At 59.2% G+C, this 15,916-nt stretch carries 17 protein-coding genes; 14 read left to right on the top strand and 3 right to left on the bottom strand.

The window, feature by feature from the left end; translation table 11 throughout:
* Positions 1-109 precede the first annotated feature (109 nt).
* Entirely contained in the window at positions 110-493 is a 384-nt protein-coding gene (locus tag CFBP6623_RS08330; protein WP_046798213.1) for a VOC family protein, read from the top strand.
* Between the two features lie 73 nt (positions 494-566).
* On the opposite strand, the gene CFBP6623_RS08325 is transcribed toward CFBP6623_RS08330, so the two are convergent.
* Together CFBP6623_RS08325 and CFBP6623_RS08320 are read right to left on the bottom strand one after the other, a co-directional pair.
* Entirely contained in the window at positions 567-1,193 is a 627-nt protein-coding gene (locus CFBP6623_RS08325) for a glutathione S-transferase family protein (protein WP_046798214.1), read from the bottom strand.
* A 409-nt stretch (positions 1,194-1,602) separates the two neighbouring features.
* Entirely contained in the window at positions 1,603-2,817 is a 1,215-nt protein-coding gene (locus tag CFBP6623_RS08320) for an NADP-dependent isocitrate dehydrogenase (RefSeq protein ID WP_046798443.1), read from the bottom strand.
* A gap of 215 nt (positions 2,818-3,032) precedes the next feature.
* On the opposite strand from CFBP6623_RS08320, the gene CFBP6623_RS08315 reads away from it, so the two are divergent.
* The 8 genes from CFBP6623_RS08315 to CFBP6623_RS08280 all read left to right on the top strand — a co-directional run bounded on the left by CFBP6623_RS08315 (position 3,033) and on the right by CFBP6623_RS08280 (position 9,831).
* Entirely contained in the window at positions 3,033-3,563 is a 531-nt protein-coding gene (locus CFBP6623_RS08315) for a hypothetical protein (RefSeq protein WP_046798444.1), read from the top strand.
* Between the two features lie 274 nt (positions 3,564-3,837).
* Positions 3,838-4,683, top strand: coding sequence for an RNA methyltransferase (locus tag CFBP6623_RS08310; protein ID WP_080841999.1), 846 nt, complete (start codon positions 3,838-3,840; stop codon positions 4,681-4,683).
* The gene (gene murI / locus CFBP6623_RS08305) at positions 4,667-5,488 is read left to right on the top strand and encodes a glutamate racemase (protein ID WP_046798216.1); all 822 of its coding nucleotides are present in this window, start codon (positions 4,667-4,669) and stop codon (positions 5,486-5,488) included. The genes CFBP6623_RS08310 and murI overlap by 17 nt, the downstream gene beginning before the upstream one ends.
* Positions 5,489-5,881: 393 nt before the next feature.
* A complete protein-coding gene (locus CFBP6623_RS08300; RefSeq protein WP_052821279.1) occupies positions 5,882-6,121 on the top strand; it encodes a hypothetical protein in 240 nt (79 codons plus the stop codon).
* 293 nt (positions 6,122-6,414) lie between these two features.
* Entirely contained in the window at positions 6,415-6,549 is a 135-nt protein-coding gene (locus CFBP6623_RS27200; protein WP_269747823.1) for a hypothetical protein, read from the top strand.
* Between the two features lie 74 nt (positions 6,550-6,623).
* Positions 6,624-7,262, top strand: coding sequence for a LysE family translocator (locus tag CFBP6623_RS08290; RefSeq protein WP_046798217.1), 639 nt, complete (start codon positions 6,624-6,626; stop codon positions 7,260-7,262).
* 37 nt (positions 7,263-7,299) lie between these two features.
* Positions 7,300-8,187 carry an EamA family transporter gene (locus CFBP6623_RS08285; RefSeq protein WP_046798218.1) on the top strand — a complete coding sequence of 296 codons (888 nt, stop codon included), beginning with the start codon at positions 7,300-7,302 and terminating at the stop codon, positions 8,185-8,187.
* A gap of 126 nt (positions 8,188-8,313) precedes the next feature.
* On the top strand, positions 8,314-9,831 hold the full coding sequence (locus tag CFBP6623_RS08280) for an ATP-binding protein (protein ID WP_167379143.1): 1,518 nt from the start codon (positions 8,314-8,316) through the stop codon (positions 9,829-9,831).
* Between the two features lie 185 nt (positions 9,832-10,016).
* On the opposite strand, the gene CFBP6623_RS08275 is transcribed toward CFBP6623_RS08280, so the two are convergent.
* A complete protein-coding gene (locus CFBP6623_RS08275; RefSeq protein WP_046798220.1) occupies positions 10,017-11,000 on the bottom strand; it encodes a TerC family protein in 984 nt (327 codons plus the stop codon).
* Between the two features lie 452 nt (positions 11,001-11,452).
* Between CFBP6623_RS08275 and rpsD the strand changes: the two genes are divergently transcribed.
* The 5 genes from rpsD (at position 11,453) to CFBP6623_RS08250 (ending at position 15,770) form a co-directional block, all read left to right on the top strand.
* Positions 11,453-12,070 carry a 30S ribosomal protein S4 gene (gene rpsD / locus CFBP6623_RS08270; protein ID WP_046798221.1) on the top strand — a complete coding sequence of 206 codons (618 nt, stop codon included), beginning with the start codon at positions 11,453-11,455 and terminating at the stop codon, positions 12,068-12,070.
* Positions 12,071-12,139: 69 nt separating this feature from the next.
* Positions 12,140-13,069 carry a glutaminase gene (locus CFBP6623_RS08265; protein ID WP_046798222.1) on the top strand — a complete coding sequence of 310 codons (930 nt, stop codon included), beginning with the start codon at positions 12,140-12,142 and terminating at the stop codon, positions 13,067-13,069.
* 61 nt (positions 13,070-13,130) lie between these two features.
* Positions 13,131-14,069 (top strand): tRNA 2-thiocytidine(32) synthetase TtcA, encoded by a 939-nt coding sequence (ttcA, locus tag CFBP6623_RS08260; RefSeq protein WP_046798223.1) that lies wholly within the window; start codon positions 13,131-13,133, stop codon positions 14,067-14,069.
* Between the two features lie 19 nt (positions 14,070-14,088).
* Complete coding sequence (locus CFBP6623_RS08255; protein WP_046798224.1) at positions 14,089-14,916, top strand: inositol monophosphatase family protein; 828 nt, start codon at positions 14,089-14,091, stop codon at positions 14,914-14,916.
* Between the two features lie 29 nt (positions 14,917-14,945).
* Positions 14,946-15,770, top strand: a complete 825-nt coding sequence (locus CFBP6623_RS08250) for an inositol monophosphatase family protein (RefSeq protein ID WP_046798225.1) — start codon at positions 14,946-14,948, stop codon at positions 15,768-15,770.
* Positions 15,771-15,916: the final 146 nt, after the last annotated feature.

The raw sequence follows: 15,916 nt of genomic DNA, 5'->3' as shown, positions 1-15,916 counted from the left end.
AAGATTGAGGAAGGGGCGGGGTTTTACCCCGCCTTTTTTAATTCTACGCTGAGGCTTGCGAGAGATGGCATGGACCATCGAGCGCTGAAGACGGGGAGGAGGGCATGCGATGCGCTTTGTAAATCCCATCCCTTTCGTGCGCGATATAGACCGCTCGAAGGCGTTTTATCGTGATCGGCTGAGCCTCCAAATATTGCGGGACTTCGGGAATTTCGTTCTCTTTGAGGGCGGCTTTGCCATCCATGAGGGGCGGTCGCTTGAGGAGACTGTCTGGCAAGCACCATCAGGCATGGAAGAGCCCTATGGCAGGCGAAACCTGCTGCTGTATTTCGAGCACGCAGATGTGGATGCGGCTTTTCAAAATATCGCACCGTATGTCGAGCTTATCCATCCGGTTCAGAGGCAGGCCTGGGGACAGAGAGTATTCCGCTTTTATGATCCGGACGGGCATGCAATCGAGGTCGGAGAACCGCTCGGCCAATCCGATGAATAGACCCGCCGCAAAGATCGACCCTGTGGGCGATTTTCGGACGGCCGTGGTTCGTTCTTTGCAATATCGCGGCCGATTATCCCGTCGCCTGCAAATCTTTCGCCGCGTCTTCATCAAGCTGGGCAGCGCGCTTGAAGGCCGGGCGTTCGGTGAGATGCGCCATGTAGTCGATAAAGGCCGGGCGTTTTTCGATCGTACCGAAATGCAGCCCCCAGCCGATATGGGCGCCGACATAAACATCGGCTGCGGTGAAGAGATCGCCGGCAATGAAACGGTTTTCGCTGACCGCCCGTTCAAGCGTGTTCATCACATCCGCATAGCTGCCACAGCCCGCCATGCGCAGTTTTTCCTTCGGCACTTCAAAACCCATCGCCTTCATGCTGGCCGCCATTTCCAGCGGACCAGCGGCGAAAAACATCCACCGGTAATAAAGGCCGCGTGCCTTCGGTGTCGGTGCGAGGTTGGCGCCGGGAAAGGCGTCGGCCAGATAAGCGCAGATCGCCGCCGCCTCGGTGACGATGGTATCGCCATGTTTGATGGCCGGCACCTTGGCCATCGGGTTTATCAGCCGATAGGCGGGTGATTTCATCGAGGTTTCGAAACTCAATATTTCCGTTTTATAAGGAACACCCACTTCTTCAAGCATCCAGCGCGCGATGCGTCCGCGCGACATGGGATTGGTGTAGAAGATCAACTCACTCATAGTCCTGCCTCCCCAAGCAAAATCGCCGCAGCCTCATGGGGAAACCTGGCGGGTCCCTCACTGGCGCGGTGTGTTTTTATAATCCGCAGCATCATTCTCACGCTCCTTGAAGATCGTACTGACGCTGCGGTAAGTTTTGACTGCGCCGGGCAAGTTATCTGTAAGTAGATGCTGTTTCAGCTTTGTCTTATTGTTGTGCTGGCCACGGCACGGCGCAGAATCGAAGTCTGCGCCTAGTGCAACGTCTAATCAAGATACTGTGAACAAAAAAAGAAAACCGGGCGTTTCGACCCGGTTTTCCAGTTTTTCCACCTTTTTTCTGCCCGTGCCGCGGCGCTGACGTTTCAGCTTTATGGCGCAAAAAAAACCGGCGCTGAGGCCGGGTTTTAATGTCACTGAGTGAAGAGGCTTAAGCCGCCATCGCCTTCTTGAGGTTCTCGTCGATCTTGTCGAGGAAAGCGGTGGTGGAGAGCCAGGGCTGGTCCGGACCGATGAGCAGGGCCAGATCCTTGGTCATGAAGCCGCTTTCGACGGTGTCGACGCAGACGGTTTCGAGCGTTGTCGCGAACTTTGCCAGTTCCGCATTGTCGTCCAGCTTGGCGCGGTGGGCGAGGCCACGGGTCCAGGCGAAGATCGAAGCGATCGAGTTGGTCGAGGTTTCCTGACCCTTCTGGTGCTGGCGGTAGTGGCGCGTCACCGTGCCATGTGCCGCTTCGGCTTCGACCGTGCGGCCATCCGGCGACAGGAGAACCGAGGTCATCAGGCCGAGCGAGCCGAAGCCCTGCGCAACCGTGTCGGACTGAACGTCGCCATCGTAGTTCTTGCAGGCCCAGACGTAACCGCCGGACCACTTGAGCGCGGAAGCGACCATGTCGTCGATCAGGCGGTGCTCATAGATGATGCCGACTTCGTCGAACTTCGCCTTGAACTCGGTCTGGTAAACTTCTTCGAAGATATCCTTGAAGCGACCGTCATAGGCCTTGAGGATGGTGTTCTTGGTGGACAGGTAAACCGGCCACTTGCGCATCAGGCCGTACATCATGGATGCGCGGGCGAATTCGCGGATGGATTCGTCAAGGTTGTACATGGCCAGTGCAACACCGGCGCTCGGGGCGTCGAAGACGTCCTTCTCGATGACCTGACCGTCTTCACCAACGAACTTGATCGTCAGCTTGCCCTTGCCGGGGAACTTGAAATCGGTTGCCTTGTACTGGTCGCCGAAAGCGTGGCGGCCGACGACGATCGGCTTGGTCCAGCCGGGAACGAGGCGCGGAACGTTCTTGCAGATGATCGGCTCGCGGAAGATGACGCCGCCCAGAATGTTGCGGATCGTGCCGTTCGGGCTCTTCCACATCTGCTTCAGGCCGAATTCCTCGACGCGGGCTTCATCCGGGGTGATGGTGGCGCACTTGATGCCGACGCCGTGCTTCTTGATGGCGTGTGCCGCATCGACGGTGACCTGGTCGTTGGTGGCATCGCGGTTTTCAACCGAGAGGTCGTAATATTCGATATCGAGATCGAGGTAAGGCAGGATCAGCTTGTCCTTGATCAGCTGCCAGATGATACGGGTCATTTCGTCGCCGTCGAGATCAACGACTGGATTGGCTACCTTGATCTTTGCCATGAATTCCTCACCTTCGAAGCTGTGGCGCCTGATGACGCCGGTATCCGGAAAAATATCCGGTGCGGCTATAGCATCGCGAGCGTCTGAGGCAAAGCCATGGGGGGCGCTTTTTTGGCGCAGCGCAACAGTGGATTGCGCATTGCCAAACCACAATGCCTGAATACAGTCAGGCGAATCGCTTCGCCCGCCTGTCGGGCCTATCCCGGGATCACATCATGCGGAATATTCTGCTTCTGACTGCCGCCGTCCTCTTTTCGCACAGCGCGCTCGCCGCCGGGCCTGCCGACCCCGTCCAGAAGGTGATGGATATTACCGTCAAGAACTGGTCCGGCGACGCCGAAAACTGGAAATATATTTTCGACGAGGACATGCTGACCAGCCTGTTCAGCAAGGACTTCGTCACCCAATATCGCGAAGCATCCAAGAAGCCGGCTTATGAGGCGGAAAGCGGTGAGACCGGCGATCCCTTCGGTTACGATGTGGTGACGAACTCGCAGGACGGCTGCCCGCTGGCGGATGTTTCGGTGACGCCGGGCGCGGTGACGGACGGCGTGACTGATGTGACGGCGAAATTCAAGCTCTGGGCCTGCATGGACGAGGCGGAAATGAAGGCGACCGTCGATGAAGTTCATTTCGATGTCATCGAGGAAGACGGCCGGCCGGTCATCAGCGACATTCACCGGGTCGGCGATGAGGGCAGGGACTCGTTGCGCGAAGAGATGGCGAATATCATCAAGGGGGAGTGAAGGCGGTTGCCGCCGGTCGAATTTGACGATGACGCTTCTTCACACTCGGCGTCATCCTCGGGCTTGACCCGAGGATCCATGATTTCAACGGGTTATGGATCCTCGGGTCAAGCCCGAGGATGACGCCGTTCAGGTTTTGGGTCTTTGTCTCTGCAGCCCGATGTCCTGCTTGCATACGCTACGGCTTTGATTTTGCCGCCGATCTGTGTCAGTGAGGCGCCGTTTAACGCCCTGACCTCATACACGGGCGACGATCCTAGACTGGAAAATGACGATGGCAGGCACTAACAGCGAGCTTGAACTTCTGGCGGAAGGCCCGGCGATCATTCTGGTCGAACCGCAGCTCGGCGAAAATATCGGCATGGTGGCGCGGGCAATGGCCAATTTCGGCCTTTCCGAATTGCGTCTGGTCAATCCGCGTGATGGCTGGCCGAGCGAGAAGGCGCGTGCTGCCGCTTCCAAGGCCGATCACGTCATCGACGGCACCAGGGTGTTCGCGACGCTGGAAGAGGCGGTCAAGGATCTCAATTTCGTTTATGCCACGACGGCGCGCGAGCGTTACGGTTTCAAGCCGGTGCGCGCGCCGGTGACCGCCGCCCATACGCTCAGGGCAAAATTCAAGGCCGGCGAAAAGACCGGCATCCTGTTCGGGCGGGAGCGCTGGGGGCTGACCAATGAGGAGGTGGCGCTGGCCGACGAGATCGTGACCTTCCCGGTAAACCCCGCCTTTGCCTCGCTCAACATTGCGCAGGCCGTGCTGCTGATGTCCTATGAATGGATGAAATCAGGCATGGACGACCTGGATGAAACGCTTTTCCAGTCCGTCGAGCAGCGACCTTCGACCAAGGAACAGGTTTTCGGCCTGTTCGAACATATCGAGGAAGCGCTGGATGCGCGTGGTTATTTCCATCCTGCTGAAAAAAAGCCGAAAATGGTCGACAATCTGCGTGCCGTGCTGTCGAGACGGGGTTTCTCCGAGCAGGAAATCAGCGTTTTTCGCGGCGTGATCAATTCGCTCGACCGTTTCCCCCGGCAGTGGCCAAAGCAGTCAGGCCGGGCGGCGCCGTCGGCCGAAGGCGCCAATTCGGAGAGGGCCGGGGAGAATGCTGAAGACGAGTGAGGCCACGGCCGATGTGCTGAAACCGGTGCTGGTGTTTGATTCCGGCATTGGCGGGCTGACGGTGCTGCGCGAAGCGCGCGTGCTGATGCCCGAGCGCGGTTTCATCTATGTGGCCGACGATGCGGGTTTTCCCTATGGCGGCTGGGAAGAGGAAGCGCTGAAGACGCGTATTCTCTCGCTCTTCGAAACGCTGCTGCAGGATTATAGTCCGGAAGTCTGCATCATCGCTTGCAATACTGCCTTCACGCTCGCCGGGGCCGATCTTCGGGCGCGGTTTCCGGACATGACTTTCGTCGGCACTGTTCCCGCCATCAAGCCGGCTGCGGAACGCACCCGCTCCGGCCTCGTCTCCGTGCTGGCGACGCCGGGCACCGTCAAGCGTGCCTATACGCGCGATCTCATCCAATCCTTCGCCACACAGTGCCATGTCCGTCTCGTGGGCTCTGAAAATCTGGCGCGCATGGCGGAAAGCTGGATCAGGGGTGAGCCGGTTTCGGACGAGGCGGTCCTGGCCGAAATCGAACCCTGCTTCATTGATAGTGACGGCAAGCGCACCGATATCGTCGTTCTCGCCTGCACCCATTACCCCTTCATGGCCAACGTGTTTCGCCGGCTCGCTCCATGGCCGGTGGACTGGCTTGATCCGGCAGAAGCGATTGCGAGGCGGGCGCGCCATCTGGTGCCGCTGCCGCAGGATGCGGAACACCCCGATGGTTTCGACTTTGCCGTCTTCACATCCGGCAAGCCGGATTTTGCCACACGGCGGTTGATGCAAGGGTTCGGCCTCAGCGTTTCGGCGGTCTGAGTTTGCTGCCTTAGCGCCTGTTGCATTTTTGCATCTATCCTGTGTGACTTTTGCAATTCGAGATTGCGGCCACTTGTCGCGCCTGGCGTCTCGTGTAAGATGCTCCTCGTCTGTAACCGCTATTAAAGGAGGCGTGGAATGACTGACAATTTTAATATGCGCCTTAACGGCATGTCTGGCATTTCCGGCATGGTCATCGGTGGTTACATGTTCCGAGGCATCAACCTCCGATAAGGCTTATTGCCTGATTTCCTTGCCGTTTGGCATTTTCACTTCGTTCGACATCTGAAATTGTGCGTTCGCGTGGCCTGAGTGTTGCGCCCGTCGTTCCGGCATGTCGCTTATCCATCGATAAAGGACCTGGCCGCTTCGCCGCGCCAGGATGGATTTCCCATGCAGAAAAATCAACCATTGGTAGCATATGCGCTGCCGGATGCGGTCGACCGTTTGTTCGTCACCTTCGGCGTATGGAAAACCTTAAAGGCGGTTCTTGTCGCGGCCATGGTGCCGCGTGCGCCGCCGACAGATATCGCCGATCTACCCGAACGTATGCTGGACGATATCGGCCTCGAGCCCTCTAAGCGGAAGATGCGTCGGGACTGGGCGCCGCCTTACTGGGCGCCGCGGTTTTGATGGTGGTGAGGTTCTCTGGCGACGGAAGAAATGTTGGAGAGGCTTGATGCGTCCTTTAATATTGTTTGTGTCGATGCGATGGGAGCCAGTGTTTGCCCAGACTATGGACAAAGCTCGAAACACTCGCCTCCGTCATGCCGGACCTGATCCGGCATCCAGCCACGGCGCGTCTGCGCCGTGGAAAGAGTCTTACGCGATCAAAGACTTGATCGTGCTGGACCCCGGATCCAGTCCGGGGTGACGGAGTGTGAGGCTACGATGTCGGCAAAATTATCTGTCTTGCACGTCCGACCTTGCCCGTGCGGCTGGAGCGGGCAGGTGTCAGCACAGCCCGCGCATGGCTTGCCATGCAGTCGAATTACGATCTTGCGCAGGCGATGAAACGCGAGCAGCCGCCCGTTCGTCCGCTGGATGACAGGGCGGCATAATCTTCGAAGTTTAAGCTTGATACCTCTCGGTTTCCATGGCTTGCTCACCGCATTGAGTGAAGGGAGATTTCATCATGCCGCTGGAGAACTGGCTGGCCTTCGTGGCCGCATCCGCCATCATGCTCGCCATTCCGGGACCGACGATCCTGCTGGTGATTTCTTACGCGCTCGGCCATGGCCGCAGGGCCAGCACCGCGACGGTGACGGGTGTCGCGCTTGGTGATTTCACCGCCATGACGGCCTCGATGCTGGGGCTCGGGGCGCTGCTTGCCACATCGGCGGCACTTTTCACCGGCCTGAAATGGATCGGTGCGGCTTACCTTATCTATCTGGGCATCAAGCTGTGGCGTTCGCCGGTTGCCGGCGAGGGTGCGGAAGGAACTGGTGTGACGGGCCGCGAAAGGCCGCTTAAAATCTTCTTGCATGCCTATATCGTGACGGCGCTGAACCCGAAAAGCATCGTGTTTTTCGTGGCGTTCCTGCCGCAGTTTCTGGTGCCGACATTGCCCTTCTGGCCACAGGTGCTGATTTTCGAAGCGACATTTCTGGTGCTTGCCACCGTCAACGCCGCCCTTTATGGACTTCTGGCAAGTGCCGCCCGCAACACGATCCGCAAGCCTAAGGTTCAGCGCATTGTCAATCGCACGGGCGGTGGTCTCCTGATCGGCGCCGGTCTCATTGCCTTTGGCTGGAAGAGGGCGGTCGCGCCGTAAGGCACCTCTCGATCGCCTGAAATTCGGACATAACAAAATGGCATTGCCGCATATACTTCTCGCCCTGATCACCGTGTTTTTGTGGGGCTTCAACTTCGTCGCCATCAAGGTCGGCGTTGCCGACATGCCGCCTCTGTTTCTGACGGGTGTGCGTTATTTCTTTGCCGCCGTGCCCCTGGTGTTCTTCCTGCCGAAGCCCAATGTGCCCTGGCGGCATATGATCGTTTACGGCATGGCGATGGGCTTCGTGCAATTCGGCCTGCTTTACCCGGCCATCAAGCTCGGCCTGCCGGCGGGGCTTGCTTCGCTGGTCATGCAGTCGCAGGCCTTCTTCACGCTTGCGCTTGCCGTGGTGTTTCTCGGCGAGCGGCCGTTGCCTTCACAGATCCTCGGCGCAATCATTGCGTTTGGCGGGCTGGCGGTCATCGGTTTGGAGCGCATGACGGCGGCAGCGCTGGTGCCGCTGCTGATGGGGGTCGGTTCGGCCATTGCCTGGGCCTGCGGCAACATCGTCAACCGTCGCATCGGCCAGGTGAATGCGGTTTCCTTTGTGGCATGGACGAGCCTTGTGCCAGTTCTGCCGTTGGTCCTGCTTTCGCTGGTGGTGGAGGGACCGGATGCGATTGCGGAAGGCCTGATCAATGCGACGCCGACGATGGCTTTCGTGGTGATCTACATGGCCTATGGTGCGACGATCGTCGGTGCGGGCATCTGGAGTTACCTGCTTCTGCGGTATCCGGCCGGGACGGTGGCGCCGTTTTCGCTGCTGGTGCCGATTGTCGGTTTCATCAGCGCCTATCTCGCTTTTGCCGAGCATATCACGGTCTTCGAAGTGGTCGGTGCCGCATTGGTCATCATCGGGCTGATGCTGAATGTGTTCGGCAGGCGGCTTTCATTTTTGCGGGTATCATCCGGGGCTGCCTAGAGGCAGTGCAATTGCCTGTGCATTATCGGCATGGGGCAGACGCAACCGGCGATTTTTTGGTAAAGAGTATGTTCGGCCGCCGCCAGGGGAATCGGCCGGATCAGATGCAGCACGAGGAACGGAACATTGCAGGTCGGCATCGACATGGGAACCCTATCGGGCGGGCAGCAGGCCAAGCTCGATATCGAGGAATTGCTTGCGACGCGTTTGCTGGTGCAGGGCAATTCCGGTTCCGGCAAGTCGCATCTCCTGCGCCGGCTGCTGGAGCAATCGGCGCAATGGGTGCAGCAGGTCATCATCGATCCCGAGGGTGATTTCGTCACGCTTTCCGACAGGTTCGGCCATGTGGTGGTGGATGGCGAGCGCACCGAAGCGGAACTTGCAGGTATCGCCAACCGCATTCGCCAGCACCGCGTTTCCTGCGTGCTGACGCTGGAAGGCCTTGATGTCGAACAGCAGATGCGGGCCGCAGCCGCATTCCTCAACGGCCTGTTCGATGCGGACCGCGAATTCTGGTATCCCGTGCTTGTGGTGGTGGATGAGGCGCAGATGTTTGCGCCCTCCGTTGCCGGCGAAGTGACGGAGGATGCCCGCAAGGCGTCGCTGGGCGCCATGACCAATCTGATGTGCCGTGGCCGTAAACGCGGGCTTGCCGGCGTCATCGCCACCCAGCGTCTGGCGAAGCTCGCCAAGAACGTGGCGGCGGAAGCCTCGAACTTCCTGATGGGCCGCACCTTCCTCGATATCGATATGGCGCGTGCGGCCGATCTGCTCGGCATGGATCGGCGGCAGGCGGAAATGTTCCGCGATCTGCAGCGCGGCAACTTCGTGGCGCTCGGGCCTGCGCTGTCGCGCCGTCCGCTGCCCATCGTCATCGGTGCGGTGGAAACCTCGGCGCGCTCGTCCTCGCCGAAGCTGATGCCGCTGCCGGATGCGCCGCAGGATGTGGAAGACCTGATCTTCACGCCGGATCCGGAAGAATTCACGCGCGCTGTCGTGCGCCGGACGCCACCAGCGCCGCGTCCGACCACGGATATTCTGGCCGAACTCTCCCGTTCCACGCCCGCTGCCGTTGGCCCTTCACCGGAGCAGTCTCCGCGTGCCGGTCAGCCGGAACTGACGCCGGAGGAGCGCGAGGAAAAGATCGGGGCCGTGCTCGTTGAAATTCTCGACGATCCGCAATCGGCCTATCGCACGGATGCCGTGCTTTATCAGGATTTTCTGGTGCGCGCCCGTATGCGCCGTATTCCCGGCACGCCGATGACGCTGCCGGAATTCCGCCGGCAGGTGGCGATTGCCCGCTCAGGCGTTGATGCGGCGATGGCGGCAAGCGAAGGCTGGGAGAAGGCCCTGGAATTGTCGATGTCGGTTTCCGATGATCTGCAGGGCGTCTTCCTGCTGCTCGTCAAGGCGGCGCTGGGTGAAGAGCCTTGCCCGTCGGATGCCCGCATTGCCCGTGCGTACGGCACGCATTCCGCTCGCCGCGCTCGCCGTCTGCTCGGTTATTTCGAGGAGAAGGAGCTTGTGGTGGTGCATGCCGATTTCTCCGGCAAGCGCATCGTGGCTTTCCCTGATCTCGACGCAAAAACCGCACCCGGCGATGCGGATGCGGCTGAGGATGATGCCAGACTGGCAGCGGAGTGAGGTAGGCAGGCTGCTTGTTTGACATACCTTCCGTCATGCCGGACTTGATCCGGCATCCAGCCACGGCGCGTCTGCGCCGTGAGACGAGTCTGTTGCGATCAAGGACTTGATCGCGCTGGACCCCGGATCAAGTCCGGGGTGACGGCGTGTGAGGAGGCGTTACCGCCTCCTCATCTTGCTCATCCTTACTCGATGGCCTTTGCTTCCTTTCGCGTCGCGATCAGCGAACCGACGATGCCGGTTGCGAGGATGGCGACCGTGACACCCAGCGAGACGGCGGGCGGGATCTTGGCGATGCCGAGCATATCCGCCACGAAAATCTTCGAACCGACGAAAACCAGAACCGCAGCCAGCGCATATTTCAGATAAGCGAAGCGGTGGATCAGGGCGGCGAGCGCAAAATAGAGGGCGCGCAGGCCAAGGATCGCGAAGATATTCGAGGTGTAGACGATAAACGGATCGGTGGTGATCGCGAAGATCGCCGGGATCGAGTCGACCGCGAAGATCAGGTCGGCGATTTCGACCATGATCAGCGCCAGAAACAGGGGCGTCACGAAGGTCTTCAGCTTGCCAGTGGCTGCATCCGTTTCCTTGACGAAGAACTTCTCGCCATGCAGCTTCTCCGTCACCGGCAGGCGGCTGCGCAGGAATTTCAGGATGCGGTTATTGCCGATATCGGCCTCGTCATGGTCGGACGAGAACAGCATCTTGAGGCCCGTGAAGACGAGGAAGGCCGCAAAGAGATAAAGCACCCAGTGGAAGTTTTCGACGATGGCAGCACCACCGGCAATCATGATGCCGCGCAGGATGATGACGCCGAGGATACCCCAAAGCAGCACGCGGTGCTGATATTGGCGGGGAATGGCGAAATAGGAGAAGATCATGGCGATGATGAAGATATTGTCCATCGCCAGGCTTTTTTCGACCACGAAGCCGGTGACATATTCCATCGCCGACTGCTGGCCGGACTGATACCAGATCCAGCCGCCGAAGGCCAAGCCGATGGCGATGTAGAAGCCTGACATCAGCAGGCTTTCGCGAATGCCGATTTCCTTGGAATTCTTGTGCAGCACGCCCAGATCGAGCGCCAAGAGGCCAAGGACAAGAGAAATGAAGACCGCCCACATCCATGTGGGGGTGCCGAGAAAATCGTTGAGGAGAAACTCCATCAGTCAACCTTTAGCCGGACGAGGTTGGCTTTGCGGATGGGGAACGTGTGTCAAGAATATACGTGGGCCCCAACCTAAAGAAACTCGACATCACGTGTTGTCCGGTAACACGTCAGAGGGGCCCGAGTTCTGATCACGATGGGTAAATGGGTGGCCCCTCGATGTTTTCAAGGGCAAGCTCGTAAAAAAAATCGGCAGGCGCTGTTTGACAAATTTGTAAAACGACTATAGAAGCCGCCCCAACGCCGGGCAGTGATGTCCGGTGTGTTTTGTTGACTGCCTTGCAGTTTAAAGGCTGACGTTCGGCGGTCAATATCACCGACATGTCCCGTGGTTTCTCCATTTGCATGTGAGAAGCCTGTCAGAGGCCCTGAAACGGGCTTCAGAGGAGGGCGTGTTTCCTTAAACCGGTTTGGTAACAGACCGGCATAACCTTTTGAGAAGGAAATACGATGAGCAAGCGCGAATCGGCCAAGTACAAAATCGACCGCCGCATGGGCGAAAACATCTGGGGTCGTCCGAAGTCCCCGGTAAACCGCCGCGAATACGGCCCGGGCCAGCACGGCCAGCGCCGCAAGGGCAAGATGAGCGACTTCGGCACGCAGCTGCGCGCCAAGCAGAAGCTCAAGGGCTACTACGGCGAACTGCGCGAAAAGCAGTTCCGCGCCACCTTTGACGAAGCAAACCGTCGCAAGGGTGATACTTCTGAAAACCTGATCGGCCTGCTCGAGTCGCGTCTGGACGCCATCGTCTACCGCGCCAAGTTCGTTCCGACCGTTTTCGCATCGCGCCAGTTCATCAACCATGGCCACGTCACGGTTAACGGCGTTCGCGTCAACATCGGTTCTTACCGTTGCAAGGCTGGCGACGTTATCGAAGTTCGTCAGAAGTCCAAGCAGCTGGTTACGGTTCTCGAAGCCGTTCAGCTCGCTGAGCGTGACGTTCCTGATTACATCGAAGTCGACCACAACAAGATGGTTGCGACCTACGCACGCGTTCCGTCGCTTTCCGACGTTCCGTACCCGGTCGTCATGGAACCGCATCTGGTCGTCGAATTCTACTCGCGTTAATCGACGCGTTTCAGTATTGAGAAAGCCGCCCCTCGGGGCGGCTTTTTTGTTTGCTGGGGAAGGCTTTGCATGCAGGATATTCAGGCGATCGTCGATTCCATTTACGACAGCATGCTGCCGCGGCTGGGTGAGGGGAAGGTTGCGGATTACATTCCCGAACTCGCCAAGGTCGATCCCAACCAGTTCGGCATTGCCATCACCACCGTCGATGGAACCACCTATACGGCCGGCAATGCGCTCACGCCGTTTTCGATCCAGAGCATCTCCAAGGTCTTCATGCTGACGCTGGCGCTCGGCAAGGCCGGTGAGACGGTGTGGAACCGGGTGGGGCGCGAACCTTCAGGCTCTTCCTTCAACTCCATCGTCCAGCTGGAACATGAGCACGGTATTCCGCGCAATCCCTTCGTGAATGCCGGCGCGATCGTGGTGACCGATATCGTTCTTTCCGGCCACCAGCCGCGTGAGGCAATCGGTGAGCTTCTGCGCTTCGTGCGCTATCTCGCGGATGATGATACGATCAGCATCGACGACACGGTGGCGAAATCCGAGCAGGCGACGGGTTTCCGCAATTTCGCACTCGCCAATTTCATGCGCTCCTTCGGCAATCTGCACCACCCGGTGGAACATACGCTCGGCGTTTATTTCCATCAGTGCGCGCTGTCGATGACCTGTGCGCAGCTTTCGCGCGCCGGGCTGTTCCTTGCCAATCGCGGCCGCAACCCGCTGACGGGTCACACCGTGGTCTCCGACCGCCGCGCACGGCGCATCAATGCGCTGATGCTGACCTGTGGCCACTATGACGGATCGGGCGATTTCGCCTATCATGTCGGCCTGCCGGGCAAGAGCGGCGTCGGCGGCGGTATCATGGCGGTGGCGCCGGGCAATGCCTCGATTGCGGTCTGGTCGCCGGGTCTCAACAAGGTCGGCAATTCGGCGCTCGGGTCACAGGCGCTGGAATTGCTGGCGACGAAAACCGGCTGGTCGGTATTCGGGGCTTGATATTGCCGGCAGATGGGGGCATTGCCTGCACTAAGAACGGCAGTCGTGCCGGAGCGAGCTGATGATGAACATTCTCACCAAGATCGATGACTTTGTAGATCAGGTTGGCGCCGACCAGATTGGGGCGGATCAGGACGCGTCCGAGGAAAACGGCAGCTCGCATCCGCTGTTCGACAATGCGCCGCGGTCTGTCTCGTTCAACAAGCTGCGCAAGCGGCTGCTGCGCAATGTGCGCCAGGCGTTTGAAGATTTCGGCATGCTGAACGGTCAGAAGCGCTGGCTGGTCGGCCTTTCCGGCGGCAAGGACAGCTATGGGCTGCTCGCGCTGCTGCTTGATCTCAAATGGCGCGGGCTTTTACCGGTGGAACTGGTGGCCTGCAATCTCGATCAGGGTCAGCCGAATTTTCCGAAGCATGTGCTGCCGGAGTATCTGGCGAAGATCGGTGTCGCCCATCGCATCGAATATCGCGATACCTATTCGGTGGTGAAGGAAAAGGTGCCTTCCGGCGGCACCTACTGTTCGCTCTGTTCGCGGCTCAGGCGCGGCAATCTCTACCGCATCGCGCGGGAGGAAGGCTGCGACGCACTGCTGCTCGGTCATCACCGCGAGGATATTCTCGAAACCTTTTTCATGAACTTCTTCCATGGCGGTCGTCTTGCCGGCATGCCGGCGAAGCTGATGAATGACGAGGGCGACCTGATGGTCATGCGCCCGCTTGCCTATTGCGCCGAGGATGATATGGCGAAATTTGCGGCGGCGATGGAATTCCCGATCATTCCCTGCGACCTCTGCGGCTCTCAGGACGGGCTTCAGCGCAATGCCATGAAGGAGATGCTGGCCGACATCGAAAGGCGCATGCCGGGCCGCAAGGACGTGATGCTGCGGGCGCTTGCCCATGTTAATCCGTCGCATCTGCTTGATCCCAAGCTTTTTGATTTTTCGGCGCTTGCTGTCACCGGGGCGTCACCTGAAGAGCGTAGGGAGGCCAGCCCTCCCTGATGAAGAAGTGCCCCGCGCCATGAGCCTTTCCGATAAAGATATCGACTTCCTCGTTTCCACCGTCGCCGCTGCCGGCGCCCAGGAAATTCTGCCCCGCTTCCGCAATTTGAACGCAGGCGCGATCTCCGAAAAGACATCCGCCGTCGACCTTGTCACCGAGGCCGATATTCTTGCGGAAAAGGCGATTACTGCTGCTTTATTACAGCGGTTTCCGAAGGCCCATATCGTCGGCGAAGAAACGTATGAGGCGGACCCATCAGTCATTCCCGCCCTTGCCGATGCGCCGCTTGCCTTCGTGATCGATCCCATCGATGGCACGTTCAATTATGCTTCCGGCTTTCCGGCTTTCGGCACGCTGCTTGCAGTCACCGTCAAGGGCGAGACGGTGGCGGGCTTCATCCATGATCCCGTCATGGGCGATACCATTGTTGCGCTGAAAGGCGAGGGCGCTTATCTCCACCGCAAAAACGGCTCGCAGGCCAAGCTCAGGGTCGCGGATCCCGCGCCGCTATCCGAGATGGTTGGCATTTTTTCCTGGGGTCACAGCCACGAGGATCGCCGTCCTGTCATCGCCGCCAATATGGCGAAGATCAAGATGGCATTTTCGCTGAATTGTTCTGCCCATGAATATTGGCTTGCTTCGGCCGGCAAGCTGCATTTCATCGGCCATGAAAAGCTGATGCCGTGGGATCATCTTGCCGGTGTGCTCGTTCATCAGGAAGCGGGTGGTTACACAGCCCGTTTCGACAATACGCCCTACCGGCCGGGACAGACGGCGGGCGGCATCCTGTCGGCTCCCGACAAGGAAAGCTGGAAGATGCTGCGACGGGAAATCGTCGCCTTATAGCAGGTACATCACAAGGAAGGATATCGCCCATGGCTCTCGAACTCGACATCGCCTCTCTTGCCAACGCGCTTCAGGAGGCGGCGGCGGTGGAAATCCTGCCGCGGTTCCGCAATCTGGGCGATGGCGACGTCAGGATAAAGTCCGAGGCGATCGATCTCGTCACTGAGGCTGACGAGGCCGCCGAGCGGCTGCTCCGCGCCCGCGTGCAGGATATCATGCCTGATGCGCTGTTCATCGGCGAAGAGGCTGTGGCGGCTGATGCTTCGCTGCTCGGCAAGCTTGCCGATGCCGACCTTGCCGTGGTGGTCGATCCGATCGACGGCACCTATAATTTTGCGTCCGGCCTGCCGCTGTTCGGCGTGATGATGAGCGTCATCTCCAAGGGCGAGACCGTGGCCGGCCTGATCTTCGATCCAATGGGCAATGATTGGGCGATTGCCGAAAAGGGTTCCGGCGCGTGGCTTTGTGGGGCAGATGGTTCGCAGACGCAGATGTCGGTCGTGACGGCGCCCCACCTGTCGCAGATGGTCGGCATCGCCAATACCGGATATTTCGACGTGGAGACCCGGCGCAAGATTCTCATGAACCTTGCGGATGTGCGGCTGTTCACCAGCTATCGCTGCGCCGCGCACGAATACCGCCTGTTCTGCGGCGGCCACATGCATTTCCTGATGTATAACAAGCTTATGCCCTGGGACCATCTGGCTGGGACGTTGATCTCGCAGGAATCGGGCGCCTATGCCGCGCGTCTCGATGGTTCGCCCTATCTGCCGCGCCATGTGGATGGCGGGCTGCTGCTGGCTCCGGATCAGGAGACCTGGGAATTGCTGCGCGAGAAGATCTTTACGGTGTGAGTTGCGCGACCACGTTGCGGTTCGATGGAGTTTACCGGTCTGACATCCGTCATCCTCGGGCTTGACCCAAGGATGACGCCGAGAGCGGAGAGCGGACGACGTTGAAAGCGAAGCGCAATTGGCAGACAAATAAAAAAGGGCGCGGA

This window comes from Agrobacterium tumefaciens, assembly GCF_005221385.1.
Classification (GTDB): Bacteria; Pseudomonadota; Alphaproteobacteria; order Rhizobiales; family Rhizobiaceae; genus Agrobacterium; species Agrobacterium tomkonis.
The sequence above is the reverse complement of the archived record's forward strand: the minus strand, read 5'-3'. Positions and strand labels throughout refer to the sequence as shown.